This is a genomic window from Burkholderia sp. 567 (assembly GCF_040545115.1).
Lineage (GTDB): Bacteria > Pseudomonadota > Gammaproteobacteria > Burkholderiales > Burkholderiaceae > Burkholderia > Burkholderia ambifaria.
Genome location: NZ_JBEPLG010000002.1, coordinates 981,498 through 996,119 on the forward strand (window position 1 = coordinate 981,498; position 14,622 = coordinate 996,119).

18 protein-coding genes are annotated in these 14,622 nt (G+C 68.5%); 9 read left to right on the forward strand and 9 right to left on the reverse strand.

Annotated features, from left to right (window positions below):
• The first annotated feature begins 68 nt into the window (after positions 1–68).
• The 4 genes from ABIC50_RS09880 to ABIC50_RS09895 all read left to right on the forward strand — a co-directional run bounded on the left by ABIC50_RS09880 (position 69) and on the right by ABIC50_RS09895 (position 2,524).
• Entirely contained in the window at positions 69–869 is an 801-nt protein-coding gene (locus tag ABIC50_RS09880) for a hypothetical protein (RefSeq protein WP_354163671.1), read from the forward strand.
• 199 nt (positions 870–1,068) lie between these two features.
• Positions 1,069–1,701, forward strand: coding sequence for a LysE family translocator (locus ABIC50_RS09885; RefSeq protein WP_354163459.1), 633 nt, complete (start codon positions 1,069–1,071; stop codon positions 1,699–1,701).
• Between the two features lie 180 nt (positions 1,702–1,881).
• Positions 1,882–2,250: a type II toxin-antitoxin system RelE/ParE family toxin gene (locus ABIC50_RS09890; protein ID WP_241244804.1), complete on the forward strand. Its 369-nt coding sequence runs from the start codon at positions 1,882–1,884 to the stop codon at positions 2,248–2,250.
• A complete protein-coding gene (locus ABIC50_RS09895; protein ID WP_175728120.1) occupies positions 2,237–2,524 on the forward strand; it encodes a helix-turn-helix domain-containing protein in 288 nt (95 codons plus the stop codon). Before ABIC50_RS09890 ends, ABIC50_RS09895 begins: the two co-directional genes overlap by 14 nt.
• 82 nt (positions 2,525–2,606) lie before the next feature.
• Here ABIC50_RS09895 and ABIC50_RS09900 read toward each other — a convergent pair whose 3' ends face one another.
• From ABIC50_RS09900 to ABIC50_RS09910, 3 genes are all read right to left on the reverse strand, one after another.
• On the reverse strand, positions 2,607–3,332 hold the full coding sequence (locus ABIC50_RS09900; RefSeq protein WP_354163461.1) for a YebB family permuted papain-like enzyme: 726 nt from the start codon (positions 3,330–3,332) through the stop codon (positions 2,607–2,609).
• Positions 3,333–3,475: 143 nt separating this feature from the next.
• Positions 3,476–4,045 carry a hypothetical protein gene (locus ABIC50_RS09905; RefSeq protein ID WP_126226431.1) on the reverse strand — a complete coding sequence of 190 codons (570 nt, stop codon included), beginning with the start codon at positions 4,043–4,045 and terminating at the stop codon, positions 3,476–3,478.
• A gap of 215 nt (positions 4,046–4,260) precedes the next feature.
• Complete coding sequence (locus tag ABIC50_RS09910; protein ID WP_006486309.1) at positions 4,261–4,719, reverse strand: Lrp/AsnC family transcriptional regulator; 459 nt, start codon at positions 4,717–4,719, stop codon at positions 4,261–4,263.
• A gap of 124 nt (positions 4,720–4,843) precedes the next feature.
• On the opposite strand from ABIC50_RS09910, the gene ABIC50_RS09915 reads away from it, so the two are divergent.
• The 3 genes from ABIC50_RS09915 (at position 4,844) to surE (ending at position 6,842) form a co-directional block, all read left to right on the forward strand.
• Positions 4,844–5,581 (forward strand): AzlC family ABC transporter permease, encoded by a 738-nt coding sequence (locus ABIC50_RS09915; protein WP_354163463.1) that lies wholly within the window; start codon positions 4,844–4,846, stop codon positions 5,579–5,581.
• Positions 5,571–5,873, forward strand: coding sequence for an AzlD family protein (locus tag ABIC50_RS09920; protein ID WP_162999222.1), 303 nt, complete (start codon positions 5,571–5,573; stop codon positions 5,871–5,873). Before ABIC50_RS09915 ends, ABIC50_RS09920 begins: the two co-directional genes overlap by 11 nt.
• Before the next feature lie 189 nt (positions 5,874–6,062).
• Positions 6,063–6,842, forward strand: coding sequence for a 5'/3'-nucleotidase SurE (gene surE, locus ABIC50_RS09925; RefSeq protein ID WP_354163465.1), 780 nt, complete (start codon positions 6,063–6,065; stop codon positions 6,840–6,842).
• Positions 6,843–6,947: 105 nt separating this feature from the next.
• On the opposite strand, the gene ABIC50_RS09930 is transcribed toward surE, so the two are convergent.
• The 5 genes from ABIC50_RS09930 to ABIC50_RS09950 form a co-directional block, all read right to left on the reverse strand.
• The gene (locus ABIC50_RS09930; protein WP_354163467.1) at positions 6,948–7,769 is read right to left on the reverse strand and encodes an SDR family NAD(P)-dependent oxidoreductase; all 822 of its coding nucleotides are present in this window, start codon (positions 7,767–7,769) and stop codon (positions 6,948–6,950) included.
• 69 nt (positions 7,770–7,838) lie between these two features.
• Positions 7,839–8,306, reverse strand: coding sequence for a cupin domain-containing protein (locus tag ABIC50_RS09935; RefSeq protein ID WP_011660063.1), 468 nt, complete (start codon positions 8,304–8,306; stop codon positions 7,839–7,841).
• 238 nt (positions 8,307–8,544) lie between these two features.
• Positions 8,545–9,897 (reverse strand): pyridoxal phosphate-dependent decarboxylase family protein, encoded by a 1,353-nt coding sequence (locus tag ABIC50_RS09940; RefSeq protein WP_354163469.1) that lies wholly within the window; start codon positions 9,895–9,897, stop codon positions 8,545–8,547.
• A 20-nt stretch (positions 9,898–9,917) separates the two neighbouring features.
• A complete protein-coding gene (locus tag ABIC50_RS09945; RefSeq protein ID WP_012365181.1) occupies positions 9,918–10,217 on the reverse strand; it encodes an ArsR/SmtB family transcription factor in 300 nt (99 codons plus the stop codon).
• Between the two features lie 187 nt (positions 10,218–10,404).
• Positions 10,405–11,295, reverse strand: coding sequence for a LysR family transcriptional regulator (locus ABIC50_RS09950; RefSeq protein ID WP_354163471.1), 891 nt, complete (start codon positions 11,293–11,295; stop codon positions 10,405–10,407).
• Positions 11,296–11,424: 129 nt separating this feature from the next.
• Between ABIC50_RS09950 and ABIC50_RS09955 the strand changes: the two genes are divergently transcribed.
• Positions 11,425–12,462, forward strand: a complete 1,038-nt coding sequence (locus ABIC50_RS09955) for an aldo/keto reductase (RefSeq protein WP_354163472.1) — start codon at positions 11,425–11,427, stop codon at positions 12,460–12,462.
• 54 nt (positions 12,463–12,516) lie between these two features.
• On the opposite strand, the gene pdxR is transcribed toward ABIC50_RS09955, so the two are convergent.
• Positions 12,517–13,995, reverse strand: coding sequence for a MocR-like pyridoxine biosynthesis transcription factor PdxR (pdxR, locus tag ABIC50_RS09960; protein WP_354163473.1), 1,479 nt, complete (start codon positions 13,993–13,995; stop codon positions 12,517–12,519).
• Positions 13,996–14,126: 131 nt separating this feature from the next.
• On the opposite strand from pdxR, the gene ABIC50_RS09965 reads away from it, so the two are divergent.
• A complete protein-coding gene (locus ABIC50_RS09965) occupies positions 14,127–14,603 on the forward strand; it encodes a GNAT family N-acetyltransferase (RefSeq protein WP_354163475.1) in 477 nt (158 codons plus the stop codon).
• The last annotated feature ends 19 nt before the right edge of the window (positions 14,604–14,622 follow it).

Sequence of the window (14,622 nt, forward strand, 5' to 3'; positions counted from 1 at the left end):
ACGTGCGCCGCATCGCCGCCCGGCCGTTGGCCCGCCGCGTCGCATCGCTCGCGGCACTCGCGTGCGTCATGTTCGGCGGCGCGGCGTCGGCCGAGGCCGAGGCGCTGCGTACGGCTTCCGATATCGCGGGCGCGTCGCTGGTTGCGCTCGGCGCGCTGCCGCACTCGCCCGAGAACGGCACGCTCGACGCGTTTTGTGCGCAATATCGCGCGAAGACCACAACTGCGGCCGGCCGCGACGTCGCGAAGCTCGGCTGGATCGTGACGTCCGAGGCGCCGCTCGGCCGCTATACGGTCGTCACGTTCGCGAGCGGGTTCAAGCCGGGGACGAGCGCGATCTGCTTTGCGCGCAACGCAAACATCGGCGTCTTCGACGGCACGACGCTCGTCGCGCTCGGCTATACGGCGCGCGCGTCCGGCTGGCAACTCGGCTCGGTCGAGCCGCTGGAAAGCGGCGCGCTGCTGGTGTGGGGCGGCGATGGTCCGTCGGCGCCGGTCGGCGAGCTGCGCGAAGAGAATGGCGGCTTGCGGCTGACCGCGGTCGCAGCGGAACGCACGTACTGTCACGGCCGTGCCGTCGTGCCCAACGTGTACGGCAAACCACTCGACAAGGCACGCAAGATCCTGATCTCGCACGGCTGGCAGCCGCTGCGTCCGCACGAAAAACCGAACGAGATGGATGGCGCGGCGACGCTCGCGAAGCACGGGATCATCGAAGCCGAAGCATGCTCGGGCACCGGCATGGGGTATTGCGCGCTGCGATATCGGAGCGCGGCCGGCGTGCTCGGCGTGACGACGGCCGGCGGTGAGCCGGACACGCCGTCGGCGAATACCGTGATCGATTATCAGGTGGCTTGCAGGAAGCAGTAACGGGCGCGACGGCGCGTGCGCTCGATTCGCGCGTGGCGCGCTTGGCACGAGTTCGTCGGCGCGTCGAAAACGGAGCGAATCCGTTGGCGATCGGCTGTGCCGGCACATCGAATCATCGGCCGTTCGGCCAATTGACCCGCGCCGGACGCACTCCTACACTGATCTCCCTTTCACGCCGCTCCGGCACGACGGGACTTCCATGATCGACCTCTCCACGCTCGCACTGTTCTCCGGCGCGTGCCTCGCGCTGACCGTCACACCCGGCCCCGACATGCTGCTGATCGCATCGCGCAGCGTGAGCCAGGGCCGCCGCGCGGGGTTCGCCACGCTCGCGGGCATTCAGGCCGGCACCTACTGCCACGCACTCGCAGCCGCGCTCGGGCTGTCGCAGCTCTTCGTCGCGGTGCCGCTCGCCTATGACGCCGTGCGCTTCGCGGGTGCCGCCTATCTGCTTTATCTCGCGTGGAAGACGTTCCGTTCGGATGCGACTGCGCTGTCGCCGGTCGCGTCGCCGCGCCGCCATTCGGCCGCCGCGATCTTCCGCCAGGGCCTGACGACGAACCTGCTGAATCCGAAGATGGCGCTGTTCGTCCTCGCGCTGTTCCCGCAGTTCGTGCGTCCCGAACACGGCTCGATCGCCGTGCAGATTCTCGTGCTCGCGACGGTGCTCAACCTGATCGGGCTCGTCGTCAACGGCGCGGTGATCCTGTCCGCGAGCCGGTTGAGCCAGCGAATCGGCGCGCGCCGCCGGCCGTCGAAGCTGCCGCAGTATCTGCTCGGCACGGTATTCGTCGGGCTGGCCGCGCGGCTCGCGGTGGCGGGACGGAATTGACTCTGCTGGCGCTTCCAAACTGCGCCATCTGAGCCGACACCGAATCGCACACCTCGCCCGATTCAGGTCGCCCGAACCTGGTCGGGTACCGCCTTCCTGATCGACCTCCCCGATAGACGTAACGACGCTTCGAACGTCTGCCCGGCCGCCTGCATCCGCAGTCGCGGCCGAACGCTCCACTTGCATCGACATAACATATTTGTTACTGTGCTACCTAACTCGTACGAAATTCAGTTCTTCAATGCGCGTGTGGAGACGGGAGTCGTCACGTTACCGACGACGCTGCTTGCCCGTTTTTTTGCACTCGCTGATCGCATGGAGCAGTACGGCCCGAATCTTGGCGAACCGCACACGCAGTCAATGGGAAACGGGCTGTATGAAATGCGACTGAAGGGTGCCGAAGGTATCGCGAGGGTGTTCTACTGCGCGATCGTCGCCCGGCGTATCGTCATGCTGCATTGTTTCGTGAAGAAGACGCAAAAGACGCCGCGGAAGGAACTGGAAATCGCCCGCCGTCGACTCAAGGAGGTTCAAGATGGCAATGTATAAGAAGCTGCGCGAGCGCGCGTTGTCGAACCCCGACGTGCGCGCCGAATACGAACGGCTGAACCGCGAAGAACTCGCCCTGCTCGACGTGATGCTCGCTGCCCGGCGAGACGCCGGCCTGTCGCAAGCCGACGTGGCCGAGCGCATGGGTACGAAAGCACCGGCGGTGACACGACTCGAGCGGGCGCTCGCAACGGGCCAGCATTCACCGTCCATCGATACGCTGCGCAAATACGCGGCAGCTTGCGGCAAGAAACTCGTGATCTCGTTCGCTTGATGCGTCGTACCCGGCCGCCCGTCGTTTGAGCGGCCTACCCCCGCCACACGCCACCCTCGTTCAACACCCGGAACGTGCCGCGTCAACGGTCATACGCGCCGTCGATATCCGCATCGTCCGAACCTCGCGGCTCCCGCGCGCCGGCATCGCGCCCACGCGTATCCATCACCACGCGCAACTCACCGCTATCGAGCAAGCTCGCCGGCGTCACCGTACGGCGCTGCCACGGAATCCGGCCGAAATACCAGATCTTCCAGAACCCCAGCGGATGATCGGGATTGCGGCGCAGCAGCGCATCGAACGTCTCGACGTCACCGAGCACGATCCGCGTCGCATCGCGCACCACCTCGCGCACGAAACGCGAACAGAACTGCCGGCGCGACGCGAGATTGAAGCCCGTGTCGTAGATCACGCCGAGCCGGCGCATGGCCGCGTCGACGAGCCGGCGCCGTTGCGCGGCGTCGAGCGGCTGCTTCAAGCGCGCGATCACGCACGCGCCGCGATCCGAGCGCGCGAGAAACCGCGACATGGTCGTCACGCGCGACAGCGGAAACGTGCTCTCCGCGACGAGCGGCTCGCCGCCGCGCTCGCCGACGACGATCCCCATGTGATTCGTCCACGAGCGCGTCGCGCTCGCCACTTCGAGAAACGGCCGCACCGTCACGCGGATGAAGACAATGTCGCCGAGCTCGGGTTCGGCCGGCAACGGCATCGTGTCCGGACCAGCCGTACCCACCGCAAAAAGGCGCCGCCGGCGCACGCCCGGCCGGCATATCGCCGGCGACCGAGAACCCGTGTCGATGAACATAAGAACCTCGCGCGAGTGGACATGGCCACGAGCATGTCAGCCGCGGCCGCATCGCGCATCTAGGATGTGCACAAGGGGATCCATTCGCGCCGCCGGGTAGCGGATTCCGGTACCGGCGCGTAATGCGCGGGCGTGCGCGATCGTCAGCGATTGGCGCCGAGCGCGACGCGCAGCCGCTCCATCAGCCGCGTGTAGTGCCGCACCACGTCGGCCTTGTCCGTCACGTTCGCGGTCGAGAACCGCTCGGCCCACGCCGCGTTCCATTCGTACGTGCCGTGCACGCTGCGGTCACCGTCCGGCGCGTGGATCAGCGAACGGATCCGCGCGTCGCGTCCCGGCCCCGTATGCATCTCGAACAGCGCGTGGATGAACGTGTGATACGCGTCGTACACGTCCTCGTCGAACAGGTAGCGGTAGATGTGAAACGTGCGGTCGAGGTCGCGCTTCGCGCGGATCACGTCGTCCGGCGAGATATCCTTCCAGTAGCCGATCCACGTGTAGAAGCACAGCAGCGCATTGAGCTGCGGCGCGACCGTGTCGTACAGCGTGAGCCGCTTCTCGATCAGCCGCTGGTTGGTCCACTGCACGAGCTCGAGCCGCTTCAGCCGGCGCGCGACGAGCCAGCCGAGGCACGCGACCGACAACGGCGTCAGCACGCCGAGCACGAGCTTGACGATTTCCAGCGAATTCCATGGCGTATTGAATGGCTGCATGAATGGCTCGACCAGAAAAAAGGCACCGCCGGCGGATCGCGTCGCGCGCAGCGCGCCTGTCCGATCGCCTCGCGGTTGACCGTTAGTTGCTAGAGCATCGAAGGCGCACCGCGATGCAACGGTGCGCGGCGAAGCGGCTTGTCCCGCCAGTGTATCGGCCGATTGTCACTGGCTGGTGACGATCCGCCGAATCGTCGTCGCGTGTTCGCGCCGCGTTACGTCGGCAGCGCCGACGTGAGCTTGACCTTCTGCATCGGGATGTCGGTCTTCACGCTCAGCACGCCCGGAATGCGCGTCAGGTATTCCATCTGGAAGCGCCGGTAGTCGTCGATGTCGGCCGCCACCACGCGCAGCAGGAAATCGCAGTCGCCGGCCATCAGGTGACACTCGACCACTTCCGGCATCTGCTGGACGGCCTCCGCGAAGCGGTTCACGGATTCCGCGTCCTGCCCCTTCAGCCAGACGCGCGTGAAGATCGTCAGCCCCTTGCCAACCTTCGCCGGGTTCAGCACGGCCACGTACTTCTCGATCACGCCCGCTTCCTCGAGCAGCCGCACGCGCCGCAGGCACGGTGACGGCGACAGCCCGACCTCATGCGCGAGTTCCACGTTCTGCATGCGGCCATCGCGCTGCAGTGCGCTCAGGATCCGCCGGTCGATAGCGTCGAGCTTCATTGGCATCAAATTCCAAAAAAATGGCAAAACACACGTTCAATGCCAAATTCTCCGGAAGATCTGGCCACAACGCAACCCGATTCGAGTCAAAAAAGCAGACAATCCTCGTCCCCAAGGAGGAGTAATGAGCAGTAGCGTTTCAACGTCGTCCGGGCTTCGCGACAAGTCCGCCCAGGTCGCCGAGATGGGTCGCGGATTGCGCGCGGCGCTGCCCGTCATGCTGGGTTTCGTGCCGTTCGCGCTGGTGCTCGGCGCGCAGGCCGCGCAAAAAGGGCTGAGCCTGTTCGAGGTGCCGATGATGACGGGCCTCAATTTCGGCGGCGGCTCCGAATTCGCCGCGATCCATCTGTGGACGTCGCCGCCGCACATCGCGCTGATCGTCGCGATGTCGTTTCTCGTGAATTCGCGCCACATTCTCATGGGCGCGGCGTTCGCGCCGTATATCCGGCGCCTGCCGCGCCGCCGCGCGTTCGCCGCGCTGTTCTTCATGTGCGACGAAAGCTGGGCGATGTCGCTCGCCGACGCGCGCGCGCGCTCGGCCACGCACATCAGCGTCCCCTATTACGCGGGCGTGTGCTCGGGGCTGTACCTGACGTGGATCTCGATGACGACGCTCGGCGCGGCCGTCGGCCCGACCATCGGCAACGTCGAGCAGTACGGCTTCGACATGGCGTTTACGGCCGTGTTTCTGGTGCTGCTGCGCGGGAGGTGGAAGGGCATGCGCGCGAGCCGTCCGTGGTTCGTGAGCCTCGTCGTCGCAGCCGCCACGCACCTGGCCGTGCCCGGCGCGTGGTACGTCGCGGCCGGCGCGTGCGCGGGGCTGATCGCCGCGCTGCTGTGGGAGCCGCGCGATGCTGCCTGATTTCGCGACGGTGGCGACCATCGTGCTGATGGCGTCGACGACCTACCTGTCGCGCGTGCTCGGCTACGTGCTGCTGCGCAACCGCACGCTGAGCCCGCGGATGGCATCGGTGATGGAGAACGTGCCCGGTTGCGTGCTGATCTCGGTGATCGCGCCGGCGTTCGTGTCGACGCGCCCGGCCGACCTGCTCGCGCTCGCCGTCACGCTGATCGCGGCAACGCGCCTGTCGATCCTGCCGACCGTGATCGTCGGCGTCGTGTCGGCGGGGCTGCTGCGGCATTTGCTCGGGTAACACGGTCCGGCCCGCCGCGCAGGCGACACACATCGAACCAACGAACGGGCGCGTCATGCGCCCGTTTTCGCATGCGCGCGCAGGGCGCGGCCCTGCACGGCACGACACGCATCACGACGCAATGCTAGCCTTCCGGATGTACCCGCGATGCCTTTCCCCTCTCATTGCCTACCTGCGAGGATCATCCCGATGCAAGAAACCCGCCCGCTGTTCGACCGCGTCCTGCTCACCAACGACGACGGATTCGACGCCCCCGGCCTTGAAGTGCTCGAACAGGTCGCCACGCAACTGGCGCGCGAAGTGTGGATCGTCGCACCGGCGGAAGACCAGAGCGGCACGTCGCATTCGCTGAGCCTGCACGAACCGCTGCGCGTGCATCGCAAGGGCGAGCGCCGCTTCGCCGTGCGCGGCACGCCGGGCGATTGCGTCGCGATCGCGGTCAGCCACCTGATGAAGGACGCGCGGCCCGATTTCGTGCTGTCCGGCGTGAATCGCGGCGCGAACCTCGGTGCCGAAACGGTGTTCTCCGGCACCGTCGGCGCGGCGATGACGAGCATGCTGGTCGGCGTGCCGGCGATCGCGCTGAGCCAGGCATTCAGCGATCGCAACGCGGTGCCGTGGAATACGGCGCGCACGCACGCGCCGGACGTGATTCGCCGGCTCGTCGCGGCGGGCTGGGACCGCGATGCGTGCCTCAACGTGAATTTCCCGCCCCGGCCGGCCGACGACGTGCGCGGCCTGAAGGTGACGAACCAGGGCGCCGGCACGCTGCAGGGCGTCGACATCGAGTCGGGGCGCGATCCGCGCGACATCGAATACCACTGGCTGAAGCTGACGCGCGCACCGCGCGACGACGATGCGGATTCGGAAACGGTCGCGCTCGGTGAAGGCTATATCGCGGTCACGCCGCTGAAGTTCGAACGCACGCACGACCACGCGCTCGTGCGGCTGCGGGCGAACCTGGGCTGAACGGTGCGATCGCGCCGGCAGGCAGCGGCCACCGGCGAATGACGGCGGATCGAGACCGCTTGGCGGCCTCGCCGCGCCGCCGGATCACGACGTTACCGCACCGCATCACGTCAGGTTCATTCCCCCGTCGAGCATCACGATCTCGCCCGTCACGTAGTCGGACGCGACAAGCATCGCGACCGTCTGCGCGACGTCGTCCGGCGTCGCCGCGCGGCGCATCGGCGCACGCTCGTGCCAGAGTTGCTGCACTTCGGTCCAGTCGGCCGTCAGCGGCGTATCGACGAGCCCCGGCGCCACCGCGTTGACGCGAATCGCCGGCGCGAGCGTGCGCGCGAGCAGGCGTGTCGTGTGATTGAGCGCGGCCTTCGCCGCCGCGTACGGAATCGACGCGCCCTTCGGCCGCACGCCCGCATGCGAGCTGACGTTGATCACGCACCCGGCGCGCCCGCTCGACGCCGCTTCGAGCAGCGCGGGCTGCGCTTCGGCGACGAGCCGGAACGGCGCGATCACGTTGATCTCGTGCATCTCGCGCCACACGTCGGGCGTCGCGGCGGCGAGATCGTCGTGCGGAATCACGCGGCTCGCGCCCGCATTGTTGACCAGCACGTCGAGCCGCCCGTGCACCGCGAGCGCATCACGGATCAACCGCACGCGTTGCGCATCGTCGGCGAGATCGGCTTGCACGTAGCTCGCGCCGAGCTCGGCCGCCATCGCGCGGCCGGTCTCGGCGGAGCTGCGCGAATGCAGGATCACGGCATAACCATCCGCCGACAGGCGTCGTGCGATGGCCGCGCCGATCCCCGACGTCGATCCGGTGACGAGCGCGACAGGCCGATGCACGCGCGACGCGCGCGGCTCGGCGACGGTTTCGGTTTCAGGTTCCGTTTCGGAAATGGGGGCATTCATCGGCGGATGCGGCGCGTCCATGGCGTGGAATCCCGTGAGTGACGTTCCTGCATCATAAGCGCGGCGACGGCCGATGCGAATGTGTGCCGTCTACGGCCGTTTCGGCAGATCGACGAAATCCTCGAGTTCGCCGGCGATGTAAAGCCGCTTGCCGATTCTCGGGTATTCGCATACGTCGTGTTCGAGGCGCTGGCCGGCGATGAACAGTTGCAGCGGCACGTCGCCGGTATTCTGCAACGTGTGTGCGTCCCCGCCGCGCGGGAAGCCGAGAAAATCGCCCGGCCCGATGTCGAAAGCGCGTTCACCGATCGTGGCCGTGCCGGTGCCGGACAGCACGTACACGCATTCTTCCTCGTACAGGTGACGGTGATATTCGGCCGATTCGTGACCGGGCATCAGCGTGAGCAGGTGAGCGCCGATTTGCGTGAGGCCGGTCAGGTCGCTGAGCTGCCTTTTGAGGCGAACGGCATTGGGATTCAGCGAATGCACCGCGCGCGTCGGTTCCATCTTCGCGATGTCGGCAGCTTTCAGCAGTTCCCGGGGAGGTGTCGTGGACATGGGGATCTCGTCAGCGTGATGCAGCGGTTGAACGTGCCGCCCGGGCCGGCGCGGCGCGCATGCCGCGTTATTGTCCGGCATTTTCACGTGGATGAGAAACGCGTACGCGCGCGTCGGCGCACGCCCCGGACACCCACACGCCACTACCCGGCCTACGCCACCACGAGGCAGCTTCTTCCACGGATTGGCGACGCATGCGCAATGCAAGCGCCGCGCCAGGGTCGCGCGCCGCCGCCGCTCAGCCCACGTGCACGCCGCGCAGCTTGGTCAGCAACGCGACGAGACGATCGATGTGTTCGTCCTCCGTGCGCCACGACGACACGCTGATCCGGAACGCCGGCCGCCCCTGCCACACGGTCTGCCCGAACCACACATCGCCCGAATCCTGCGCGGCCTGAAGGACCGCGGTCGTTTCGTCGTCGGTGCCGGCGCGCACGAGCACCTGGTTCAGCACGACGCGGTTGAGCACGTCGTAGCCGGCCACGCGCAGGCCGTCCGCGACACGCGCGGCTTGCGCGCAATGCCGCTCGATCATCGTCGCCACGCCGGCGCGGCCGAGCGCGCGCAGCGCGGCCCATACCGGAATGCCGCGCGCGCGCCGCGAGAATTCGAGGTTCAGGTTCTTCTGCGCGTCCTGCGCGCCGCTCAGGTAGACGGCGTCGCTGTTCATCGCGGTCGCGAGCGCGGCCGCGTCGCGGCAGATCACCATCGCGCCGTCGTACGGCGTGTTGAGCCACTTGTGGCCGTCGGTCGTCCAGCTGTCCGCGCCGTCGATGCCGTTGGTCAGCGCGCGCTTGGACGACGCGCGCGCCCACAGCCCGAACGCGCCGTCCACGTGCACCCACGCACCGGCGGCCTTCGCGAGTGGAATCAATGCCGCGAACGGATCGAATTCGCCGGTGTTCACTTCGCCGGCCTGCACGCAGAGGATCGTCATGTCGTCGAGCGGCGGCAATTGCGCGGGATCGATGCGGCCGTGCGTGTCGACCGGCGCGACGATGACGCGCTTCATCCCGAAGCCGAGCACGCGCAGCGCCTTCTTCACCGTGACGTGCACGAGCTCGGAGACCACCACCTTGACCTCGGGCGCGTCGATCAGGCCGTCCTCGTCGACGTCCCAGCCCTTGCGCGCGAGCAGCGCACGCCGCGCGACGACCAGCGCGACGAGCGTGCAGGCCGTCGCGCTCGTGCCGAAGCCGACCGCGCTGCCCTCGGGCAGCCCGAGCACGTCGACGATCCAGCGCGCGGCCTGCCGCTCGATCGTCGCGGCCACCGGCGAATTGGCGAACGACGACGCGCACTGGTCCCACGCGAGCATCAGCCGCTCGGCCGCCGCCGCGGCCGGCAGCGTCGCGCCGATCACGAAGCCGAAGTAGTTCGGGCCGTTCGACGCGACGGTCGCGGGCGTGCCGCGCTCGTCGAGCAGGCGCAGCACGTCGTCGGCCGGACGGCCCGTGTCGGGCAGCGGCTCGTCGAAAGCCGCGAGACCGGCGAGCGCGGCCGCGTCCGGATACGCGCGCCGTTCGTTCGTCGCGGCGAGATACGCATGCGCGCGCCGGTCGGCGTCGGCCAGCAGGGCGAGTTCATCCATGTCGATTGCCTCGGTGAAGGTCAGAGTTGCAGGAGATCGCGGCCCAACTGATGCAGCGCATCGTCGATCCGCCTGTAGTACGTGAACTTGCCGACGCGCGTCGCCTGCACGAGCCCGGCATCCGCGAGGATGCGCATGTGCCGCGTGGTCGTCGCCGGCGCGATGCCGAGCTTCTCGGTGATGTAGGTGCAGCACACGCCGAGTTCGTCGAAGTCGCCGTGCGGCTGCGGCGGAAAATGCTCGCGCGGCTGCTTGAGCCAGCGCATCACGGCCAGACGGCTTTCGTTGGCCAGTGCGCTGATGCGGGTGACGTCGTCCATGGGTTGCGGTTTCGTTTGACGTTTTGAATATTAGCTAAATGACGAAATGTGGACAACCGGTCCGGCCGGCGGCTTCTGCGTTCGCTGTCGTGCCGGCAGCCGCTTCGTCCGCTACCGCACCGCATCCGACGTCATCACGTCGCGGCCGGCATGCGGAGGCATCCGGCGCGACGCGATCCGGTTGCGATCATTCCGCTGCTGCCAGCGCCTGCGCGAGCTGCTCGATCAGCGCCCGCACGCGACGCGGCTGCGCGGCGCCGCCCGGATAAACGATCTGCAGGTCGACTTCGCCCGGCGAGAAGTCGCGCAGGATCTCGACGAGCGCGCCGGACGCCAGATCCTGCTCGACGTCGAGCAGCGACTTCAGCGCGATCCCGTGCCCCGCGATGCACCACGCGCGCACGAGCGCGCCGTCGTTGGCCACGCGCCGGCCGCGCACCATCACGCGCTTCAGTGCGTCGTCGATGCGGAACGGCCACTCGGCATACAGCTCCTGCCCGAAACGCATCACGATGCAGTCGTGCGCGGCGAGTTCGTCCGGATGCCGCGGCGTGCCGTGCGCGGCGAGATAGGCGCGCGCGGCGCACACCACGCGGCGCGACCGGCCGAGCGAGCGGCTGCGCAGCGCGCTGTCGGCGAGCGTGCCGCGCCGGATCGCGAAATCGAGCCCCTGCCCGACGAGATCGACGTAACCGTCGCCGAGATGCAGGTCGACCGTGACGCCGGGATGCTCGGCCAGGAACGCGTCGACGACGGGCACGACGCGCACCTGCCCGAGATCGGCCGGCGCGCTGAGCCGCACGGGCCCCGACAGCGTCTGCGCGCCGAGCCGCACGCGGCTTTCGAGCTCGTCCGCTTCGGCCAGCAGGCGCCGCGCGCCGGCGACCAGCGTGCGGCCCTCGTCGGTGAGGCTGATCGCGCGGGTCGTGCGCGTGAGCAGCGCCGCGCCGTAATGGCTCTCGAGCGCCGCCAGCCGCTCGGAGACCGTGGCCGGCGACAGGCCGACCTCGCGGCCAGCCGCGGCCAGCCCGCCCTTTTCCACGATGCGCAGGAACAGCGCGAGGTTATCGAGCAGCATTCTTCGCCTTCTCCGAATGATATTTTCGAAGTCTGCCCAATTATCCGGCCGAACCGCAAGCGCTAGAGTGAGGATGCACGTTGCCGGCGCCCACTCGCGCCGGCGTCCGATCCAGAGAGGGCACACGACATGGAATACCGCACGCTCGGCCGCTCCGGCCTCAAGGTTCCCGTACTGAGCTTCGGCGCGGGCACGTTCGGCGGCACCGGCCCGTTGTTCGGCGCATGGGGCAACACGGGCGTCGACGAAGCGCGCCGCCTGATCGACATCTGCCTCGAAGCCGGCGTCAACCTGTTCGACACGGCCGACGTGTATTCCGACGGCGCCTCCGAGCGCGTGCTCGGCGCCGCGATCCACGGACGGCGCGACCAGGCGCTGATCTCGACGAAGACGGGCCTGCCGACCGGCGACGGGCCGAACGACGCCGGCACGTCGCGCGCGAGGCTGATCCGCGCGGTGGACGACGCGCTGCGCCGGCTCGACACCGACTACATCGACCTGCTGCAGCTTCACGCGTTCGACGCGGCCACGCCGGTGGACGAAGTGATGTCGACGCTGGACGACCTGATCCGCGCGGGCAAGCTGCGCTACATCGGCGTATCGAATTTCTCCGGCTGGCAGATCATGAAGTCGCTTGCGGCGGCCGACCGGCACGGCTGGTCGCGCTACGTCGCGAACCAGGTCTATTACTCGCTCGTCGGCCGCGACTACGAGTGGGACCTGATGCCGCTCGGCGCGGACCAGGGCCTCGGCGCGCTGGTGTGGAGCCCGCTCGGCTGGGGCCGGCTCACCGGCAAGATCCGCCGCAACGCGCCGCTGCCCGAAGGCAGCCGCCTGCACGACACGGCCGACTTCGGGCCGCCGGTCGACGACGAACGCCTGTACGACGTGGTCGATGCGCTCGACGCGATCGCGGAGGAAACCGACAAGACCGTCCCGCAAATCGCGCTGAACTGGCTGTTGCAACGGCCGACCGTGTCGTCGGTGATCGTCGGCGCGCGCAACGAGGAACAGCTGCGTCAGAACCTCGGCGCGGTTGGCTGGTCGCTGACCGACGCGCAAATCGCGAAGCTCGATGCGGCGAGTGCGGTCGAAGCGCCGTATCCGTACTTCCCGTACCGCCGACAGGACGCGTTCGCGCGCGTCAATCCGCCGATGCGCGGTTAAGCGCAGCCGTGGGCCATCGCGCCGCGACGCCATCGGACCGCGGCGCGACGCCCGTCACCGCGCGGCCAGCACGCGGTCGATCATCTCGCCGATCCGGCGCGCGAGCGCGTCCATCCGCTCGGCCGGCACGCCGCCGTAGCCGAGCACGAGCCCGTTGTAGCCGTGCGCGGTGCCCGGCATGCAGAACGACGACAGCGGCCGCAGGATCAGCCCGTGCGCCTGCGCGACGCGGCTCAATTCCGTGTCGGCCACCGGCACGTCGAGCCGCGCGGACAGATGCATGCCGCCGGCGCCGCCGGACACCGTCAGCCGCGTGCCCAGCCGCCGCGCCAGCGCATCGTGCAACGCGTCGCGCCGCTGCGCATAGACGCGCCGCATGCGCCGCAGATGCCGCGTGAAATGCCCGGCGTCGATGAAATCCGCGAGCGCGCGCTGCTCGACCGCGCGGCCGTGCAGCATCAGCGCGCCCGCCGCGTCGCGCAACGGCTGCGCGAGCGCGGGCGGCACGACCATGAAGCCGAGCCGCAACGCGGGAAACATCACCTTGCTGAAGGTGCCGAGATAGATCACGGGCGCATCGTCGGCGAGCCCCTGCACGGCCGCGTGCGGCGTGCCGTGGTGGCGGAACTCGCTGTCGTAGTCGTCCTCGACGATCCACGCGCCGGCCGCGCGTGCCTGTGCGACGAGCGTGAGCCGCCGTTCGAGGCTCATCACCGCGCCGAGCGGATACTGATGCGACGGCGTGATGTAGACGAGCTTCGGCGCACGATCACGCCAGTCGTCCGGATGCGGCGCGAGCCCCTGCGCATCGACGCCGATCGGTTCGACACACAGGTCGGCCGCGAGAAACGCGTTGCGCGCACCTTGATAGCCGGGGTTCTCGATCCACGCGACATCGCCCGCGTCCGCCAACGCGCGGGCGCACAGGTCGAGCGCGCCCTGCGTGCCGTCGGTGACGATCACCTGCGCGGCGTCGCAGCGCACGCCGCGCGACGCACGCAGATAGCCGGCGATCGCGTCGCGCAGCACCGCATCGCCTTCGGCCGACTGGTAGCCGAGTTGTGCCGGCCCCGCCGTGCGCCATGCCCGTTCGATGCAGCGACGCCACTGCGCGAGCGGGAATTCGTCGACGGCCGGCGCGCCCGGCATGAACGGCAGCGATTCGTCGAGGCCGCTCGGCGCGCGCTCGGCCCGCGCGACGCGCCGCGACAGCACCGTCGTATCGCCCGCGGGCGCCGCGGCGGCGACCCGCGACCCGCGCAGGCCCATCCGCGCGACCACGGTGCCCTGCCGCGAGCCGGTCACGAACCCTTCCGACGCGAGCCGCTCGTACGCGTACAGCACCGAGTTGCGCGCGATGCCGAGTTCGTCGGCGAGTGTGCGCGACGCAGCGAGCCGCGCGCCTTCGGCGATCCGGCCGCCCAGGATCGCATCGCGCAGGCATGCGTACAGCCGCTGCTGCTGCGACATCCGCGTGGCCGCCTGCGGCCCCGCCTCGCGCTCGAAGGTCGACAGCAACACGGCGTAATCCATCGTGGCTCCAGAAAGTGCAGATGTCATGGGTCTACACATGGTGCCACGAACTTTCTATCGTAGCGGTCTGCTCCCGTTGCCGGCCGTGCTGGCAACGCTTCATTTCAACGTCATCGATGAGGTTCTCGACCATGAACGCTACCGACGCCGGCCTGACCGTACGCGCCGTGCGGGAAGACGATTTCGACAACTGGCTGCCGCTGTGGGGCGGCTACAACCGTTTCTACGGCCGCTTCGGCGACACCGCGCTGCCGCGCGAGATCACGCAGCTCACGTGGTCGCGTTTCTTCGACGGCTACGAGCCCGTGCATGCGCGCGTCGCGGAACGCGACGGCCGGCTCGTCGGGCTCGTGCATTTCCTGTATCACCGCAGCACGACGCTGGCCGGGCCGACCTGCTATCTGCAGGATCTCTTCACGCTCGACAGCGAACGCGGCAAGGGCGTGGGCCGCGCATTGATCGAAGCCGTGTACGACGCCGCACAGGCGCATCGCGCCGAACGCGTGTACTGGCAGACGCACGAAACGAATCACACGGCGATGCGGCTGTACGACTCGGTCGCGGAAAAGACCGGGTTCGCGATCTACCGGAAGGTGTTGCCGCGCTGATCGTGGCACACGCAGCGCG